The sequence below is a fragment of the Leptospira montravelensis genome, from assembly GCF_004770045.1.
Taxonomy (GTDB): domain Bacteria; phylum Spirochaetota; class Leptospiria; order Leptospirales; family Leptospiraceae; genus Leptospira_A; species Leptospira_A montravelensis.
Genome location: NZ_RQFO01000017.1, coordinates 915,219 through 930,921, shown reverse-complemented (window position 1 = coordinate 930,921; position 15,703 = coordinate 915,219). Strand labels below are relative to the sequence as shown.

The 15,703-nt window shown below is 38.3% G+C and carries 12 protein-coding genes and 1 pseudogene; 10 read left to right on the top strand and 3 right to left on the bottom strand.

Going from position 1 to position 15,703, the window contains the following annotated elements; all coding sequences use genetic code 11:
• Both EHQ31_RS18305 and mnmG read right to left on the bottom strand, forming a co-directional pair.
• Nucleotides 1–282 (bottom strand): annotated as a pseudogene (locus EHQ31_RS18305) (hypothetical protein); the annotation flags it as partial.
• Nucleotides 283–782: 500 nt separating this feature from the next.
• A complete protein-coding gene (mnmG, locus tag EHQ31_RS18295) occupies nt 783–2,657 on the bottom strand; it encodes a tRNA uridine-5-carboxymethylaminomethyl(34) synthesis enzyme MnmG (RefSeq protein WP_135572732.1) in 1,875 nt (624 codons plus the stop codon).
• 169 nt (nt 2,658–2,826) lie between these two features.
• Between mnmG and EHQ31_RS18290 the strand changes: the two genes are divergently transcribed.
• From EHQ31_RS18290 to EHQ31_RS18245, 10 genes are all read left to right on the top strand, one after another.
• Nucleotides 2,827–3,750, top strand: a complete 924-nt coding sequence (locus tag EHQ31_RS18290) for a branched-chain amino acid transaminase (RefSeq protein WP_135572730.1) — start codon at nt 2,827–2,829, stop codon at nt 3,748–3,750.
• Nucleotides 3,751–3,756: 6 nt separating this feature from the next.
• Nucleotides 3,757–4,689 (top strand): hypothetical protein, encoded by a 933-nt coding sequence (locus EHQ31_RS18285; protein ID WP_135572728.1) that lies wholly within the window; start codon nt 3,757–3,759, stop codon nt 4,687–4,689.
• Between the two features lie 216 nt (nt 4,690–4,905).
• Nucleotides 4,906–6,231 (top strand): chromosomal replication initiator protein DnaA, encoded by a 1,326-nt coding sequence (gene dnaA / locus EHQ31_RS18280; RefSeq protein ID WP_135572726.1) that lies wholly within the window; start codon nt 4,906–4,908, stop codon nt 6,229–6,231.
• Nucleotides 6,232–6,477: 246 nt separating this feature from the next.
• Entirely contained in the window at nt 6,478–7,596 is a 1,119-nt protein-coding gene (dnaN, locus tag EHQ31_RS18275) for a DNA polymerase III subunit beta (protein WP_135572724.1), read from the top strand.
• Complete coding sequence (gene recF / locus EHQ31_RS18270; protein WP_135572722.1) at nt 7,596–8,699, top strand: DNA replication/repair protein RecF; 1,104 nt, start codon at nt 7,596–7,598, stop codon at nt 8,697–8,699. The genes dnaN and recF overlap by 1 nt, the downstream gene beginning before the upstream one ends.
• On the top strand, nt 8,696–9,019 hold the full coding sequence (locus EHQ31_RS18265) for a DciA family protein (protein ID WP_135572720.1): 324 nt from the start codon (nt 8,696–8,698) through the stop codon (nt 9,017–9,019). The genes recF and EHQ31_RS18265 overlap by 4 nt, the downstream gene beginning before the upstream one ends.
• A gap of 79 nt (nt 9,020–9,098) precedes the next feature.
• On the top strand, nt 9,099–11,018 hold the full coding sequence (gene gyrB / locus EHQ31_RS18260) for a DNA topoisomerase (ATP-hydrolyzing) subunit B (RefSeq protein ID WP_135572718.1): 1,920 nt from the start codon (nt 9,099–9,101) through the stop codon (nt 11,016–11,018).
• 19 nt (nt 11,019–11,037) lie between these two features.
• Nucleotides 11,038–13,563, top strand: a complete 2,526-nt coding sequence (gyrA, locus tag EHQ31_RS18255) for a DNA gyrase subunit A (protein WP_135572716.1) — start codon at nt 11,038–11,040, stop codon at nt 13,561–13,563.
• A 9-nt stretch (nt 13,564–13,572) separates the two neighbouring features.
• A complete protein-coding gene (locus tag EHQ31_RS18250; protein WP_135572714.1) occupies nt 13,573–14,586 on the top strand; it encodes a tRNA dihydrouridine synthase in 1,014 nt (337 codons plus the stop codon).
• Nucleotides 14,587–14,597: 11 nt separating this feature from the next.
• Complete coding sequence (locus tag EHQ31_RS18245) at nt 14,598–14,981, top strand: PilZ domain-containing protein (RefSeq protein ID WP_135572712.1); 384 nt, start codon at nt 14,598–14,600, stop codon at nt 14,979–14,981.
• A gap of 73 nt (nt 14,982–15,054) precedes the next feature.
• Here EHQ31_RS18245 and EHQ31_RS18240 read toward each other — a convergent pair whose 3' ends face one another.
• Entirely contained in the window at nt 15,055–15,636 is a 582-nt protein-coding gene (locus EHQ31_RS18240) for a lipoprotein LipL21 (protein WP_135572710.1), read from the bottom strand.
• Nucleotides 15,637–15,703: the final 67 nt, after the last annotated feature.

Sequence of the window (15,703 nt, the reverse complement as noted above, 5' to 3'; positions counted from 1 at the left end):
TTCACCAAGACCTTTCTTCTTATCATCAGTCAGATATTGGATTTGAACATTCGGATGTTTTGGATCGATTTGAAATCGAAAAGATTCATTGTCTTTGGTTTCTAAGTTTTTACCTTCAGCAGCAAAGACATTTCCTTCACCATCACTCTCGATGGAATAAACAATGAGCAGTCTTCCTTCTCCATCTTTTACATTCATCTTTTTCAAATCGATCCAAAACATCCGAATGTTCAAATCCAATATCTGACTGATGATAAGAAGAAAGGTCTTGGTGAAATTCATTTTAAGTTTGATACAAAGGGAAACCTAGTGGAGAGAGAATTTTTCCAAGGTGAAAACCGCCGTGTGCATAAACTGAAATACAAAGCAGATGGAAGTCTGGAGTCACATTCGTTTCACGTGAAACAAGGGGATAACTGGATCCTCGAAAAGACCCACGTGCTCGTCTACGAATAGAAACCATTAGAACAAGAAAGTAGGTATCGATTGAATCATCAAAGGTTGGTACCTACAAATTTAGAAACATAGAAAGGATCCTTGCTGAAATAAAAATCAGAGTCAAAGTGAAAGAACCATTATCTTAGCTTTCATCCAAAGTTTGATTTCATAAAGTTAAAAGTCTGCCTCTGGTCTTTCAAAAATCTGAATTTTAGATTCTGATATAAAACCTAAAGGTCTCTAATTCAGTAGAATGATGCAACGAAGATGGTATAAAAAAAGCCAAGAAGGAAAACCCCTCTTGGCTTTTTGATTTCGAGAAGGCTGTTCGTTTATCTTTTGAGTTATCGTCGATCCACCAAATGATAGAGCAGAAGATCCACATCAGAAGGATCCACGCCTGAGATATGGAGAGCATTTTCTAAATTCATAGGTCGGTGTTTTTCTAACTTCACGACTGCTTCCGTCTTCAAACCTTTCACAGCGGCGTAATCAAAATCATTTGGAATTTGAAAGTTTAAAAACTTCTTACGGTATTCAATCGTTTCCAACTCGCGTTTTAGATAGCCTTCGTATTTGACTTCCATTTCCAAAACTGCCTTTTCATCTTCGTTTAAGTTTTGTAGGTCGGGTACAAAAGTTTCGATGTCTTCGATTTTGATATCAGATCGTTTTAGAAACGAAGCAACCGTGTGGCCAAACTTATAATTCTCAATCTTCTTCTCTTCCAAAACCTTTGTGAGTTCTTCTGTTGGCTTCATCGATGTTACAAACATTTGCGTTTTGATTTTATCGATCCGAGCATAACGATCTTTCATATCTGTATAGAGAGACTCATCAACAAGTCCCATCTCGTATCCATACTGCATCAGTCTTTGGTCTGCGTTGTCTTGGCGGAGAAGCAATCGATATTCGGCACGACTTGTGAACATTCGGTATGGATCTTCCACACCTTTATAAACCAAATCATCCACAAGAACTCCGATGTAAGATTCACTTCGTTTGAAAAGAATAGGCTCTTCTTTTCTTACAGAACGAATCACATTGTATGCAGCAACTAGTCCTTGTGCCGCCGCTTCTTCGTAACCTGTGGTTCCGTTGATTTGGCCGGCATGGTAAAGGCCTTTTACTTTTTTAGTTTCGAGTGTGGGATTTAGTTCCGTAGGATCTACAAAATCGTATTCGATGGCGTAACCCGGACGCATGAGTTCCACTTCTTCCAAACCTTTGATGCTTCGAAGAAACTTCCATTGTACTTCCTCAGGCAAACTTGTGGAAACACCATTGAGATACATCTCGTTGGTTTCATATCCTTCCGGTTCGATAAAAATTTGGTGGCGATCTCTTTCTGCAAACCGAACCACCTTATCTTCAATCGAAGGGCAATACCTTGGGCCAATACTCTTGATCTGACCGGAATACATCGGAGAGAATTCTAAGTTTTGTTTGATGAGTTCATGAGTGGTGTCGTTGGTGTAAGTGATGTAACAAGGAATTTGTTTGCGGTCGATTTTACTTGTTGAAAAAGAAAAGGGGCGCGGGTTCTCATCACCATCTTGTACATCGAGTCCATCAAAGTTGATGGAATTTTTATGAACACGAGCAGGGGTTCCAGTTTTGAGTCTTCCAAGTCGTAATTCAAAACGAGCAAGTGTGTGTGATAAACCTTTGGTTGTTGGTTCCCCGATCCGACCCGATTCCTTTTGGTAAGTTCCAATATGAATCACACTCGATAAAAAAGTTCCTGTGGTTAGGATCACATGATTTGTATAAAAAGTAAATCCACGACCAGTGACGACACCAGTCACTTGGTTTCCCTCAACAATCAAATCCTCAACTGTATCTTGTCTTATAGAGAGTGTTTTTAATTTTTCCAATTGGTGTTTGATCATGAGCTGGTATTGTTTTTTCTCTGCTTGCGCGCGCGGGGCCCAAACGGAAGGACCCTTCGATGTGTTTAACATCTTAAATTGAATTCCGGTTTGATCAATCACCCGACCCATCAGTCCACCAAGAGCATCCACTTCGCGAACCATATGTCCTTTGGCAATTCCACCGATGGCAGGATTGCAACTCATCTGTCCGATGGTATCCAAGTTCATTGTAATGAGTAAAGTTTTGAGCCCCGCTTTGGCAGAGATATAAGCAGCTTCAGTTCCGGCATGACCGGCACCAACGACGATACAATCAAATTGATTGGGATAAAAGGATGGATTCATATTATGTCTTCTTAGTGATTCAGTTCTTATAAAAAAGCGAGGGAGAGAGATTAGAGAATCTACTCCTTAGAACGATATCAAAATCATCGGCCTAAGCTTCGAGAGAAAAAAAGATAAAATTCATTTTCTAATTTTGAAACTCCAGAAGATTGGAGTGATAGGAATCTCAATGGCTCAGAATTCATTCCCTTATACATACTTCGAAGGAAAGATTGTTCCTTCCGAGGACGCGAAAGTCAGCGTCCAAACCCACGCCTTACAATATGGGACAGGTGTCTTCGGTGGAATCCGTGGATATTATAACGAAGCGAAAAAAAACCTTTTTGTCTTCCGATTGCCAGAACATTGCAAACGACTTGAGAACTCCACAAAGATCATGCAGCTGCAAATTCAAATCACACCGGAAGAAATCCAATCCATTATCTTGGATCTGCTTCGTAAAAATGAAGCAAAACAAAATGTATACTTACGACCTTTCATTTATACTTCTGCCTTACAACTTTCCCCACGTTTCCATGATGTGAAGGCAGATATCACCGTTTATGCTTTGAAGTTGGATGATTACCTTGATACTCAAAATGGACTAACTACTATCGTTTCTTCTTGGCAAAGATTTTCTGATAACCAAATTCCTACTCTTTCTAAAGTGAGTGGTGGGTATGTAAACTCTGCTCTTGCAAAATCAGAAGCCGTTCAAAACGGAATGGATGAAGCTATCTTTTTAGATGCGAGAGGATTTGTATCAGAGGGTTCTGCCGAAAATCTTTTTATCGTTCGTGATGGTGTGATCCATACACCTACCATTCCATCTTCTATTTTAGAAGGGATCACAAGAAGAAGTATCATTCAAATTGCAAAAGACTTAGGAATCCAAGTTGTGGAAAGAGACATTGCTCGATCTGAACTTTATATTGCTGATGAATTATTTTTTTCAGGCACGGGTGTGCAAGTGGCTTGGGTGAAAGAAGTGGATCGTCGTGTGATTGGAAATGGAAACATAGGTCCCATCACCAAAAAAATCCAATCTATCTTTTTTGAAGCGGTTCGTGGTGAACAACCAAGTTATATGAACTGGCTCACTCCGGTATATTAAAGACCAATGGCTGATGCTTTGTTTTCATTCGACCAAGTGTCAGGCCAAGATGTTGCACTGACTTACTTAAAATCTTTTTTAAAAGATAGGACACGAATTCCTGGTTCCATTATTTTTTATGGACCCGATGGAGTGGGGAAGTGGACGGCAGCAGAACGATTCTCGAGACAACTCCTTTGTTTAGAAGGAACCTCTTGTGGAGTTTGTGATTCCTGCAGACAATTTATGAAGGGTGTGCATCCCGACTTCATTCAATTTCCCCGAAGAAAAAACATAGCCATTGGAAAAGAAAAAGATCCGGAAGATTTTACCATCCGATGGTTGTTATCAGCAAGGATTCCTTTCAAACCACATACATCAGATTACCGAGTTGTATTATTTCCGGAAGCCAATCGAATTAACAATGAAGCAGAAACCACTCTTCTGAAAACTTTAGAAGAACCTCCTGCACATACAAAGTTCATTCTGATTGTTAACGATTTAAAAAATTTAAAACCAACCATTGTATCTCGATCAGTTTGTGTTCCTTTCAACTATCTCCCTCAAAACGAAATCAAAAAAATTCGTAGAGATGAAATGACTGAATCAAAACTTTATTATGGTGGATCACTGAATCCATTTGAAATCTCAGATGAATTTTTAGAAGAATGGCATGAAAATGTAAGAGAACATTGTCACGATTCCATTTTACTTTTTAAATTAGAAAACTGGGTGCGAGACCAACTCGGAGAATTTCGATCTAATAAAGAAGGACTTACAGGAATTGATTTTTTAGAAATGATTTGTTTGTTATTACTTTATGAATACAGACAAAAAAACTTTGAAGCCAATGTTGGAAGGATTGAAGCCATCTTAGATTTTAAAATGAAACTTCATTATGAAATTCCAGCACTTGAGTATGTTCTTTTATCACAATTATTTTTACGTTTAGCCACATAGTGATAAAAAGCTGATAAATATTAAAAATTCACCTATTGAAAAAATGAACACCTAACACAGATTACAAGGTAAATTCCAGTCAATTCAATTAAGGGACATAATTTTTTTATTCGGTTCGACTATTTTTTCTAGTTTGGATCGTTTTCGGATTTTTCATTTGAATTCTACCTACTTGCTAAAAGTATAGTACCCGATTTCACATTTAGGGCGGGAAACTTGGACATACGTTGGGAAGAAATTTTAGAAGAAATATCGAAACAGATACCTCCCAAGTACTTTTCCAATTTCATTGCACCACTTCGATTTGATAAATCTGAGAACCAGGTGGTTCACTTAACGGCTCCTTCCACAGGAATCAAACGTCACGTGGAAACAAAATACACTACTTTCATTGAAGACGCCGTCTATCAAGTAGTAGGTGATCGTTTTCGTGTGTCGATTCTTGCAGAATCAGAAACATCTACACAAATTTTTAAGGAAGTCATCCAATCCAAATTTGATGAATCCGACTCGGATCTAAATCCAGAGTTCATTTTTAGCAATTATATCACTTCTGATTCCAATCGCATTGCCTATACGGCGGCAAAAAGTGTGGCCGAACAACCAGGGAAATACAATCCATTGTATATTTTTGGACCAGTCGGTGTGGGTAAAACACACCTATTACATGCCATAGGAAACGAGATCAAAAAGAAAGATCCTTGGAAAACGGTTCGATATGTAAACAGCACTTCATTTTTGAATGAGTTTATTTTTACGGTTCGTCAAAACAATCGGGAGTCACTCGAATCTTTTAAAATTCGATACCAGTCTTATAATGTTTTACTCTTTGACGACATTCAATTTTTGAATGGAGGGGCGGAAAAAACCCAAGAGGAGTTTTTTGCTCTTTTCAATTTTCTTTACGATAGAAAACGCCAGATTGTGATCGCATCCGACAGACCGAGTTACGAACTGCCGTTACACGAAAGGCTCAAATCTCGATTTGTGCATGGTCTCCAAGCCGATGTCAAATCCCATGACTTGGCTCTACGCATTGAACTTTTGCGAGCCAATTTTTCCGAATTCAATATTCCCGCCAGTGACAAACTTCTTCTTTGGCTTGCCGAACGATTGGAAGGGGATTCAAGGGCTCTCATTGGTATCGTAAACGATTTGGTTTTATACAAAAAGGCTTATGAATACTTTTTACTTACGGAAGAAAAAATTCAAGAAATAGCGGAAGCACGTTTTTTAACTAACAAAAAAAGAATTGGATTCAACCCGGATATGGTCATCGATCTTGTCTGTGAAAGGACAAACATCGCGCGCAAAGATTTACTAGGCAAAAGCCGCAAAGCCGATTTCATTCCTCCAAGACATCTCTGTATGCTCCTCCTTCACGATGTTCTCCATGTTCCGAAGGCACAAATTGGCAGAATTTTTTCGACCACACATTCGACTGTCATCCACGGCATTGATAAATTCAAAGAGCGAATGAAAACAGAATCCCAGTGGGAAGACGTATTTCACTCCATCAAACACAAGATAAGTTTCCAATAACCTGTGATTAATCCGACCATTACCTGTCGATAAACCGTCGATAGGACATAGTCAGTCCTTATTGTCCCTTAAGTATTCCACAACCTGTTCAAAGTGACATAAATATTGACAGTTGCAAAAAGGAAAAAACCTGACATAATTCAATAAAAATTGATGTTTCCGGGCTTTATCGACATACTGACAGAACCAACGGAAACGACATAATATATATAAAGATATATAATATAAATAAGAAGAAGAGGAAAAATGAAATTCACTGTCAATACTACAGAATTCCTAAAAGCAATCAACTCAGTGGATGGAGTCATCTCAGTTCGAGAGATTAAATCGGCTCTCTCCAATCTCAAAATCCAAACAGGTGAAAATGAAGTTTATCTTTCAGCGACAGATCTCGAGATCGCCATCAAAACTTCTGTACCTTCCACCATTGGAGAAAAGGGAATCGCATCCTTACCTGCAAAACAACTATCGAGTATTTTTAAAAATCTAAACTTCGATACAAGTTTACTCACAACTACTGACCAATCAGAAAATTCGGAAACAACCATCACTGATGCCAGCGGTAAGATGGACACAAAGTTCAAAGTCAACGGAATCGATTCAGAAGATATCAAAACCATTCCGAAAGTAGATGAAGCAAGTGTGGTTGAATTTCCTTGCCAAACCATTCGTGAGATGTTTCGTAAAACTTCTTACGCGATGGCAATTGAAGAAACACGTTTTGTTTTTAATGGTCTCTTTTTAAAACCAGACAATACGGATCTAATTGTTGTTGGAACCGATGGACGTCGTCTTTCTAAAATAGTTCGTAAGTTCCCAAAACAGTTTCCATTTAAAAATGGTGTGATCATTCCTCATAAAGCAGTTCGTGAAATGCTTAAGATGATAGAAGGAAAAGAAACTGCAAAGATTGGATTTGTAGAAGAACAAATTTATGTTTCTTCTGGAAACGTAGAACTTCTATTCAAACTCATTGATGGAAACTTTCCTGATTATGAACAAGTGATTCCAAAACAAACTTCGGAATCAGTTCGTGTGGTAAAAGCTGACTTCTTAACTTTTTTGAAACAAGCTTTGATTTCTGCAGAAGAACCTTCAAAACAAATTCGTTTGGCTTTTACGAAAGGAAATGTGAATATCAGTTCTTCCAATCCTGGAACGATGATGTTTGATCACAATATGCCAATTGAATATAACGGCGAAGCAATCACCATCGCATTCAAAGGAGATTATTTGAGTGATGTGGTAAAAGCTGTGGATGATCCGGAAGTCATTTTGGAATTCACCACTTCCAGTGCACCAGTTCTTTTTAAAGATCCATCGGATAGCGACTTTGTTTCTGTCATTATGCCAATGAAACTTTAATGTTTCTAAAGAAAATTTACATAAAGAATTTTCGGAATCACGAAGAAACAGAACTAACATTCAAATCACGTCTTATCTTTTTTATTGGAAACAATGGAGAAGGTAAGACAAACCTTCTAGAATCAATTTCACTTCTTTCCTATTTAAAAAGTTTTCGCGAATCAGACCAAAACCAACTCCTTCGTTGGGAAACAAAAGATACCTTCATCCGTGCTGAATTTGAATCCGAAGAAAATGATTATTTATTTGAATATGGAATTGAACATTCCTATTCCAAACGAAAGAAATTGAAAGTCAACGGGGAAGAGTTTAAAAAAATCTCTGACTATGTAGGATACTTTCGTTCGATTGTAATGAGTCCACCTGACATCCTCATCATTGAAGATGGAAACGTGGAGCGCCGCCGTTTTTTAGATGCCTTTATTTCTTCCACCAATCGTTATTATTTAAAACAACTCATTGAATATGATCGTTTGCTCAAACAAAGGAACACTGCTTTAAAAAAAGAAAATTCCACAGATCGTGAAATTGGAATTTGGGATGAACCCATCATCGAACATGATGCAGAAATTCGTGAAATCAGAACCAAAACTATCGAAAGCCTGGCTGGATACTTTCATAAAAACTTACAACAGTTAAGTTCTGGAAAAGATCCCTTCTTTTTAACCTACAAACCCAATATCGCATCCAAAGAAGAACATAGACAAAAACTCATCGATAATCTCCGAAAGGACAGAGCCATCGGTTACACGAGTTGCGGAAACCATCGGGACACACTACCGATTGGATTTGATGATAAAGATTTGAGTGGGTTTGGATCCCAAGGCCAAAAACGAAGTGCGGTCATTGCTCTAAAAACTGCCTGTTTTCAAATGATTCGTGATACGACGGGAGAAGCTCCTGTCCTACTGATTGATGATATCATTCGGGAGTTGGATGTGAAACGGAGAGAATACTTTGTGAATCTGATTTCAGAATGTGGTCAGGCTTTTTTTACAACCACAGATTTAGAAGGGATTCATGAATATGTGGGAAACCTAACCGTTGATAAAGAAATTTACCAAGTGGAAGCCGGAAAAGTAAAGGTGTTTTCAGAGAAATGAAAAAGGTCGAACTCTCAGAACTCTTCCAAAGTTTAGAAAAATTGGGTATGGACAGGGAATCTATCTTTCGAGACCAAATTTTGAAAACCCTACGACTCAAATGGAATGACATAGTAGGTGAATACTTTGGTAAACAGAGTTTTCCCAAATCTATTGATGGAAAAAAACTCACAGTTGTTTGTCGTCACTCGATGATCTCCCAGGAATTGGAGTTCCAAAAGACGGAACTTTTAACGAAAGTGAACTCAATTACAAACCCGGTTTTATTGGAAAAAATTCAATTTAAAACAGGAAACGAATTCCAGAATCCTAGGTCTTAAAGCCGCCCAAAACTCCTCGTTTTCACTTGCCCTTCGAGGGTCTTTCTAGGATACTTCCTATAGGGTATCTTATAAATCTATGTCCAACCAAACCGATCCAAACGCCTATTCAGCCTCGAAAATTAAGATCCTAGAGGGTCTAGAAGCGGTGCGGAAACGCCCCGGAATGTATATCGGAACCCAAGACGAGTCCGGCCTACATAAGATGGTTTATGAGGTTGTGGATAACTCTGTGGATGAGGCAATGGCTGGCCATTGTACAGAAATTGATGTCCGCATTTTACCAGACCATATCATTGAAGTTCGAGATAACGGTCGCGGAATTCCCACTGGAATTCACCCTGACAAAGGTAAATCCACCATTGAAGTGGTTTTAACCATTTTACACGCTGGTGGAAAGTTTGAAAACGATGCCTATAAAGTATCTGGTGGTTTGCACGGGGTAGGGGTTTCCGTTGTGAATGCTCTTTCTACTTATTTAGAAGTAGAAGTCCACCAAGATGGAAAGTTACATTACCAAAAATACCAAGCAGGTGTTCCTGTTGAAGATGTAAAAATTATAGGTGATACAACACACCGTGGAACAGTCGTTCGTTTTAAAGCAGACGATACTATTTTTACCACTGTTGATTTTTCTTTTGATACCCTTTCTGCAAGATTTAGAGAAATTGCTTTTTTAAATAAAGGTCTACTCATTCGTATTGAAGATCAAAGAAAAGAAGAAGTTGCAAAACACGAATTTAAATTTGATGGAGGGATTGTTTCCTTCGTTGAATACATCACGGAAGCAAAACATCCTTTGCACAAAGTTTTGCACTTTGTCGGTGAAAAAGAAAATGTTTGGGCAGAAATTGCTCTCCAATATTGTGATACTTACAGCGAAAATATTTTTTGTTTTACCAACGCCATTAATAACAACTTAGGTGGAACTCACTTAGAAGGTTTTCGAACAGCCCTTACTCGGACTTTGAATGATCACTTAAAAAAAGATCAGGTCCTTTTTAAAAAACAACCCAATGGTTTGCAAGGGGATGATATCAAAGAAGGACTTTGCGCAGTCATATCCATCAAAATCCCACAGCCCCAGTTTAACTCACAAACAAAAGAAAAGTTAGTGAACGCAGAAGTGAAGGGTCTGATGCAGACAATCACAGGCGAAGGGCTCAATCGTTTCTTTGAAGAAAATCCTGCAGTCATCAAAAAGATTTTAGAGAAATGTATTCTAGCATCCAAAGCAAGAGAAGCAGCGAGACGAGCACGAGACCTAACAAGACGTAAGACGGTTTTAGAAGGTGGCGGCCTACCTGGAAAGTTAGCGGACTGTTCCGAAAAAGATCCAGAACATTGCGAATTGTATCTTGTCGAGGGAGACTCGGCGGGTGGATCAGCAAAACAAGGAAGAGATAGAAATACCCAAGCAATCCTTCCACTTAAAGGTAAAATTCTAAATGTGGAAAAAGCCCGTTTGGATAAAATTCTTTCGAATGAAGAAATTCGAACCCTAATCACAGTTATGGGAACAGGAATTGGTGATGATGAATTCAATGTGGAAAAACTTCGTTATAAAAAAATCATCATTATGACAGATGCGGACGTGGATGGATCTCATATCCGAACACTTCTATTAACTTTTTTCTTCCGGTATATGAAACCAATCATTGAACAAGGATCTTTGTTTGTGGCTCAACCTCCATTGTATCTTTTGAAGTTTGGAAGAGAGGCTGTCTATGTTTACTCTGACAGAGAAAAGGAAGAAATTCTTAAATCAAGGCCCAATGACAAAGTTGTGATCCAAAGGTACAAAGGACTTGGAGAGATGAATCCAGAACAACTTTGGGATACAACTATGGATCCAAAAGAACGAGTTATGTTACAAGTAAAGTTACAAGATTTTGTAGAAGCAGAAGATACATTCAATATCCTAATGGGTGATGAAGTATCTCCACGTCGTCGTTTCATTGAAGCGAATTCATACAAAGTTGCAAATTTAGATCTATAATCGGAATTAGGATAAAAAAATGACCGAACAAAACGGCCAAGAAAACGAATCAAATAAAACTTTAGCACTCAATCTTTCCGGCAGACCAGATGTAGCCGGTGCTCTCAAAGCAGGTGTAAGAGTCATTCCGGTTGAAATTGAAGACCAAATGAAGGAAGCTTACCTTGATTATGCGATGAGTGTAATTGTAGGTCGAGCACTTCCTGATGTTAGAGATGGATTAAAACCAGTACATAGACGAATTCTACATGCGATGAATGAAAGAGCATGGAGATCCGATCGTCCTTATGTAAAATCAGCAAAGATTGTTGGGGAAGTGATTGGTAACTACCACCCACATGGTGACTCGGCGGTTTACGAAACAATGGTTCGTATGGCGCAGACCTTTTCCATGCGAGAAACATTGATCGATGGGCAAGGAAACTTTGGATCGGTCGACGGTGATAACGCGGCGGCTTATCGATATACAGAAGCTAAACTTACGAAACTTGCGGAAGAACTTCTAAAGGACATCGAAAAAAATACAGTCAGTTTTTCACCAAACTTTGATGATACGAGACAACAGCCAGATGTCTTACCAGCAAATTTCCCAAATATTTTAGTAAACGGTTCAACAGGAATTGCTGTGGGTATGGCAACTAACATTCCACCGCATAACTTAAAAGAATCGGTAAATGCTGTCATAGCTCTCATTCAAAATCCAGATATCACACTTCCGGAATTAATGAAAATTCTTCCAGGACCTGATTTTCCTACTGGTGGAACTATTATTGGCGGGGAAGGTTTATACCAAGCCTACGCCACAGGAAAAGGATCCATTCGGATTCGATCGAAAGTTGATATCATCGAAAATAACAAAGGTCGCGAGATCATTGTTATTAATGAAATTCCATACCAAGTAAACAAAAAGAATCTACTCGAAAAAATCGGGGAACTTGTGAATGAGAAAATCATCGAAGGAGTCTCTGAAATTTTAGATCTATCAGATAGAAAAGGAATTCGAGTTGAGATTCATATTAAAAAAGATGCCAATGCACAAGTCATTCTAAATCAACTTTTCAAACTCACTCAACTACAAGTGAGTTATGGAATTACGATGCTTGCGATTTTAAACAATCGCCCAAAAATCTTTTCGTTAAAAGAAATTCTAAAATCCTATGCGGATCATAGAAATGAAGTCGTAATCAAACGTACTGAATTTGATTTAGATAAAGCACAAAAAAGAGCGCATATCTTAGAAGGACTTCGTATTGCTCTTGATAATATTGATGAAGTGATACGTATCATACGAGCTTCAAAAGATGTAAAAGAAGCGCAAAGTTCCCTCATGGCAACGTTTGCTCTCTCTGAAATCCAAGCGGATGCAATTCTCGAAATGCGTTTGCAACGTTTAACGTCTTTAGAAGTACAAAAGATCATTGAAGAATTAGAGCAGGTTCGACTACTGATCGCTGACTTAGAAGACATTCTTGCTAAACCAGAACGAGTTAAATCTATCATTTGTGATGAGCTAGGTAAGGTTGCCCAATCATTTGGAAATAATCGTTCCACTGAAATTAGTTTGGAATCCTTAGAGTCTTCAACCTTTAACGCTGAAGATTTGATTGCAGATGAAGAAGTGGTAGTTCAGTTATCAGAAGATATGTTTATCAAACGCCTACCTATGGATACTTTCCGTCGCCAAAAACGTGGAGGAAAGGGTGTTCAAGGGATCTCTACAAAAAGAGAAGACTTTGTTAAAAAACTAAGTAGTGCTATGACTCATGATAACTTGATGCTCTTCTCTAATAAAGGAAGAGCCTTCCTTATGAAAGTTTATGAACTACCTATTGGTTCAAAAGAAGCACGAGGAAAATCACTCAAGGCAGTGATTAACTTAAATGATGATGAAATCATTACTTCCTTGTTTACATTCCGAAATTTCGACGAGTCCTATCTTCTAATGGTGACAAGAGAAGGTTTTGTGAAAAAAATCCAATTGGATGAATTCACAAATACGAAAAAATCGGGAATCATTGCGATTGGACTTCGTGATGGTGATGAACTCATTGATGTAATTGCTAATCCTAGTAACTACGATGTGTTTATAGGAAGTAAAAATGGACTCGCAATCCGAATGAATTTGAACGAACTTCGTTCGCAAGGTAGAACGGCTTCTGGTGTAACTGCTATGAAGTTGGAAGAAGACGATGCCATTGCCGGGATTACAAAAGTAGAACCAGGTACAAATCTATTCTGTGTTTCCGAAAATGGATTTGGAAAACGAACCGATTTTGAAGAGTTTTCAACGAAAGGTCGAGGCGGGAAAGGAATGACCTACTTAAAGATTGGTGAAAAAAATGGACGAGCTGTGGGAATCGCTTCGGTAAAAGAAGAAGATGAACTTCTTGTCATCACTCAATCCGGTATGGCAATACGTGTCGAAGTCAAAACCATTTCAATGGTGGGTCGTTCTGCGATGGGTGTCAAAGTGGTGAATACCAAAGATGAAGACTTTGTAAAAGACTTCGCTGTCGTTAGAGATTCAGAGTCCGAATCAGAATAAAGAGCAAATATGATTACCATCGGAGGAGTAACAATCAAAGGTGATGTTGTTCTTTCGCCGATGGCTGGTATTTCAGATAGTCCCTATAGACAAATAACTAGGCGGTTTGGATCGGCTTTTGCTTATACTGAATTTGTATCCACAGAACAATTGTTAATGGGGAATACAAAATCTTTAGATATGTTTCGCTATTTAGAAACTGAAAGACCAATTTTTTTTCAAATTTTCGGATCGGATTTAGAAACGGTTGTGAATGCATCAGAAATTGCTGCGTCAAGAAATCCAGATGTGATTGATTTGAATATGGGATGTTCTGTAGCCAAAGTTTCCCATCACGGATCAGGCGCTGGTCTTTTACGAAATGTTCGATTGGCGGGTGCTATGATCGAAGGAATTCGAAAAAAAACAAACCTTCCTGTCACAGCAAAGATTCGCCTTGGTTGGGATTCTAATTCCTTAAATTATTTAGAAACAGTCAAAGTATTAGAAGGATCAGGAGTCTCTGCTATTTCCGTGCATGGAAGAACAAAAGCAATGGCATATTCTGGTGTTGCCGATTGGAATGCAATTGGTGAAATCAAATCCAAAGCAATGGTTCCCATTTTTGGAAATGGAGATGTGACTAGTTATTCGGAAGCCATGTTTAAGAAAAAAGAATATGGAGTAGATCTTGTTCTCATTGGTCGTAAAGCCATCGGAAATCCTTGGATCTTTTCTGAGAGGGCAAAAGAAAAAGTTAGTTGGTCAGAAATCAAAGAAGTCATTCTGGAGCATTTAAATTTAATGTTAAATTTTTATCCTTCTGAAGATGATTATGCGTTAATACTTTTTCGCAAACACTTTATACGATACATAGAGAATACAGGTTTTCCAGAGAATACTAAAAGAGAACTTTTAACAATTACAAACGTAAGTCAATTTATAGAAACTTTAGAATCTGTACAGATGGATTCTATATTTTTGGGAACAAGCGAAATATACAATGAGAGTATCAATTGTGAAACCTTTGTTAGTCTCGCATAAAGGAAGTTAGAATGGCAGATTCAAAGCAGTCAATTTTTTCAGATAGTTATAGTAAATACGGTGGGGCAAAACAAAAAAGAAAAGATGCTCGTGTAAAATTAGACGTACCTTGCACTGTGGAACTGGTAAAATCAAAAAATACACCAGTGACTGGGCATCTTTCTGATTTGGGAACTGGTGGTCTTGCATTTCAAACAACGGCAATCTTTTATGAAGGTGACCAAGTAAGAATTCAATTTTCTCTTCATCAAAATCCATTAGAGATTATTGGAACGGTCCATCGAACTGCGGGAAAAACAACTTCGGTAATTTTTCAACCTCTAACGGCCTTGCAACATAAAGTGGTTCAAGATTTTATTCATAAACACTACTTCGATCCAAAACTTAAAAAGTAATCTCTATTCAGGGCAAAAAAAAGCCTCCTAATTTAGGAGGCTCTTCTTTGAAGTTGAATGCTAAACAGTCAGATTACTGAGCTGCAGTCGCCTTAGCTTCAAGAGCTTTTTGTCCGCCCATATAACGCAAGTATCCAACACACTGACATTCTTCCCAAGTTTCAGGTTCGCCAACATTTGCGCAAATTCCTGTTTCGTTGTTAAGTGAACAGCAGTCGTAAACCCCAACACCTTTGATGATACCTTTTGATTCAGAAACAATTACGGAACCTGTGGATTGACCATCAGATACACCAGATGCTTGTTCTAAGTATTCACCTAAGATTTTTTTCAATCCATCACCAGCAACTTGAAGACGAGCTGCTTCACGGCAAGTGGATTGTTTCATTGCAACTGAATTAGCTTTGATAGCTTTATCAGAAGCACGTGCAGAAAATTTCATGTAAAGATAATCGAATTCTTTTTCTTTTCCTTTGCAATATTCAGCAGGGCTTTCACCACGTTTTGCAGCAGCTGCGTCAGGCGCACAAGCCCAACCTTCAAAAATCCAACCATTTTTACCTACGGTCGTAGCGTCTCTTCTGCCTCCATCATTGGATCCGCAAGATACAACAAATGCGATTAGAGAGGCACATACGATAAGCGATTTCTTCATAAAGAATCTACTCCTTTTCCGAAGAATTTGATCCCATAAAAAACCCTTGTCAATCTTTTCTCAAAGA

Bases quoted from the DNA above. Each gene is read 5' to 3' on its own strand.
- mnmG (WP_135572732.1), bottom strand. From the start codon at position 2,657: ATGAATCCATCCTTTTATCCCAATCAATTTGATTGTATCGTCGTTGGT.
- EHQ31_RS18290 (WP_135572730.1), top strand. From the start codon at position 2,827: ATGGCTCAGAATTCATTCCCTTATACATACTTCGAAGGAAAGATTGTT.
- EHQ31_RS18285 (WP_135572728.1), top strand. From the start codon at position 3,757: ATGGCTGATGCTTTGTTTTCATTCGACCAAGTGTCAGGCCAAGATGTT.
- dnaN (WP_135572724.1), top strand. From the start codon at position 6,478: ATGAAATTCACTGTCAATACTACAGAATTCCTAAAAGCAATCAACTCA.
- recF (WP_135572722.1), top strand. From the start codon at position 7,596: ATGTTTCTAAAGAAAATTTACATAAAGAATTTTCGGAATCACGAAGAA.
- EHQ31_RS18265 (WP_135572720.1), top strand. From the start codon at position 8,696: ATGAAAAAGGTCGAACTCTCAGAACTCTTCCAAAGTTTAGAAAAATTG.
- gyrB (WP_135572718.1), top strand. From the start codon at position 9,099: ATGTCCAACCAAACCGATCCAAACGCCTATTCAGCCTCGAAAATTAAG.
- gyrA (WP_135572716.1), top strand. From the start codon at position 11,038: ATGACCGAACAAAACGGCCAAGAAAACGAATCAAATAAAACTTTAGCA.
- EHQ31_RS18250 (WP_135572714.1), top strand. From the start codon at position 13,573: ATGATTACCATCGGAGGAGTAACAATCAAAGGTGATGTTGTTCTTTCG.
- EHQ31_RS18245 (WP_135572712.1), top strand. From the start codon at position 14,598: ATGGCAGATTCAAAGCAGTCAATTTTTTCAGATAGTTATAGTAAATAC.
- EHQ31_RS18240 (WP_135572710.1), bottom strand. From the start codon at position 15,636: ATGAAGAAATCGCTTATCGTATGTGCCTCTCTAATCGCATTTGTTGTA.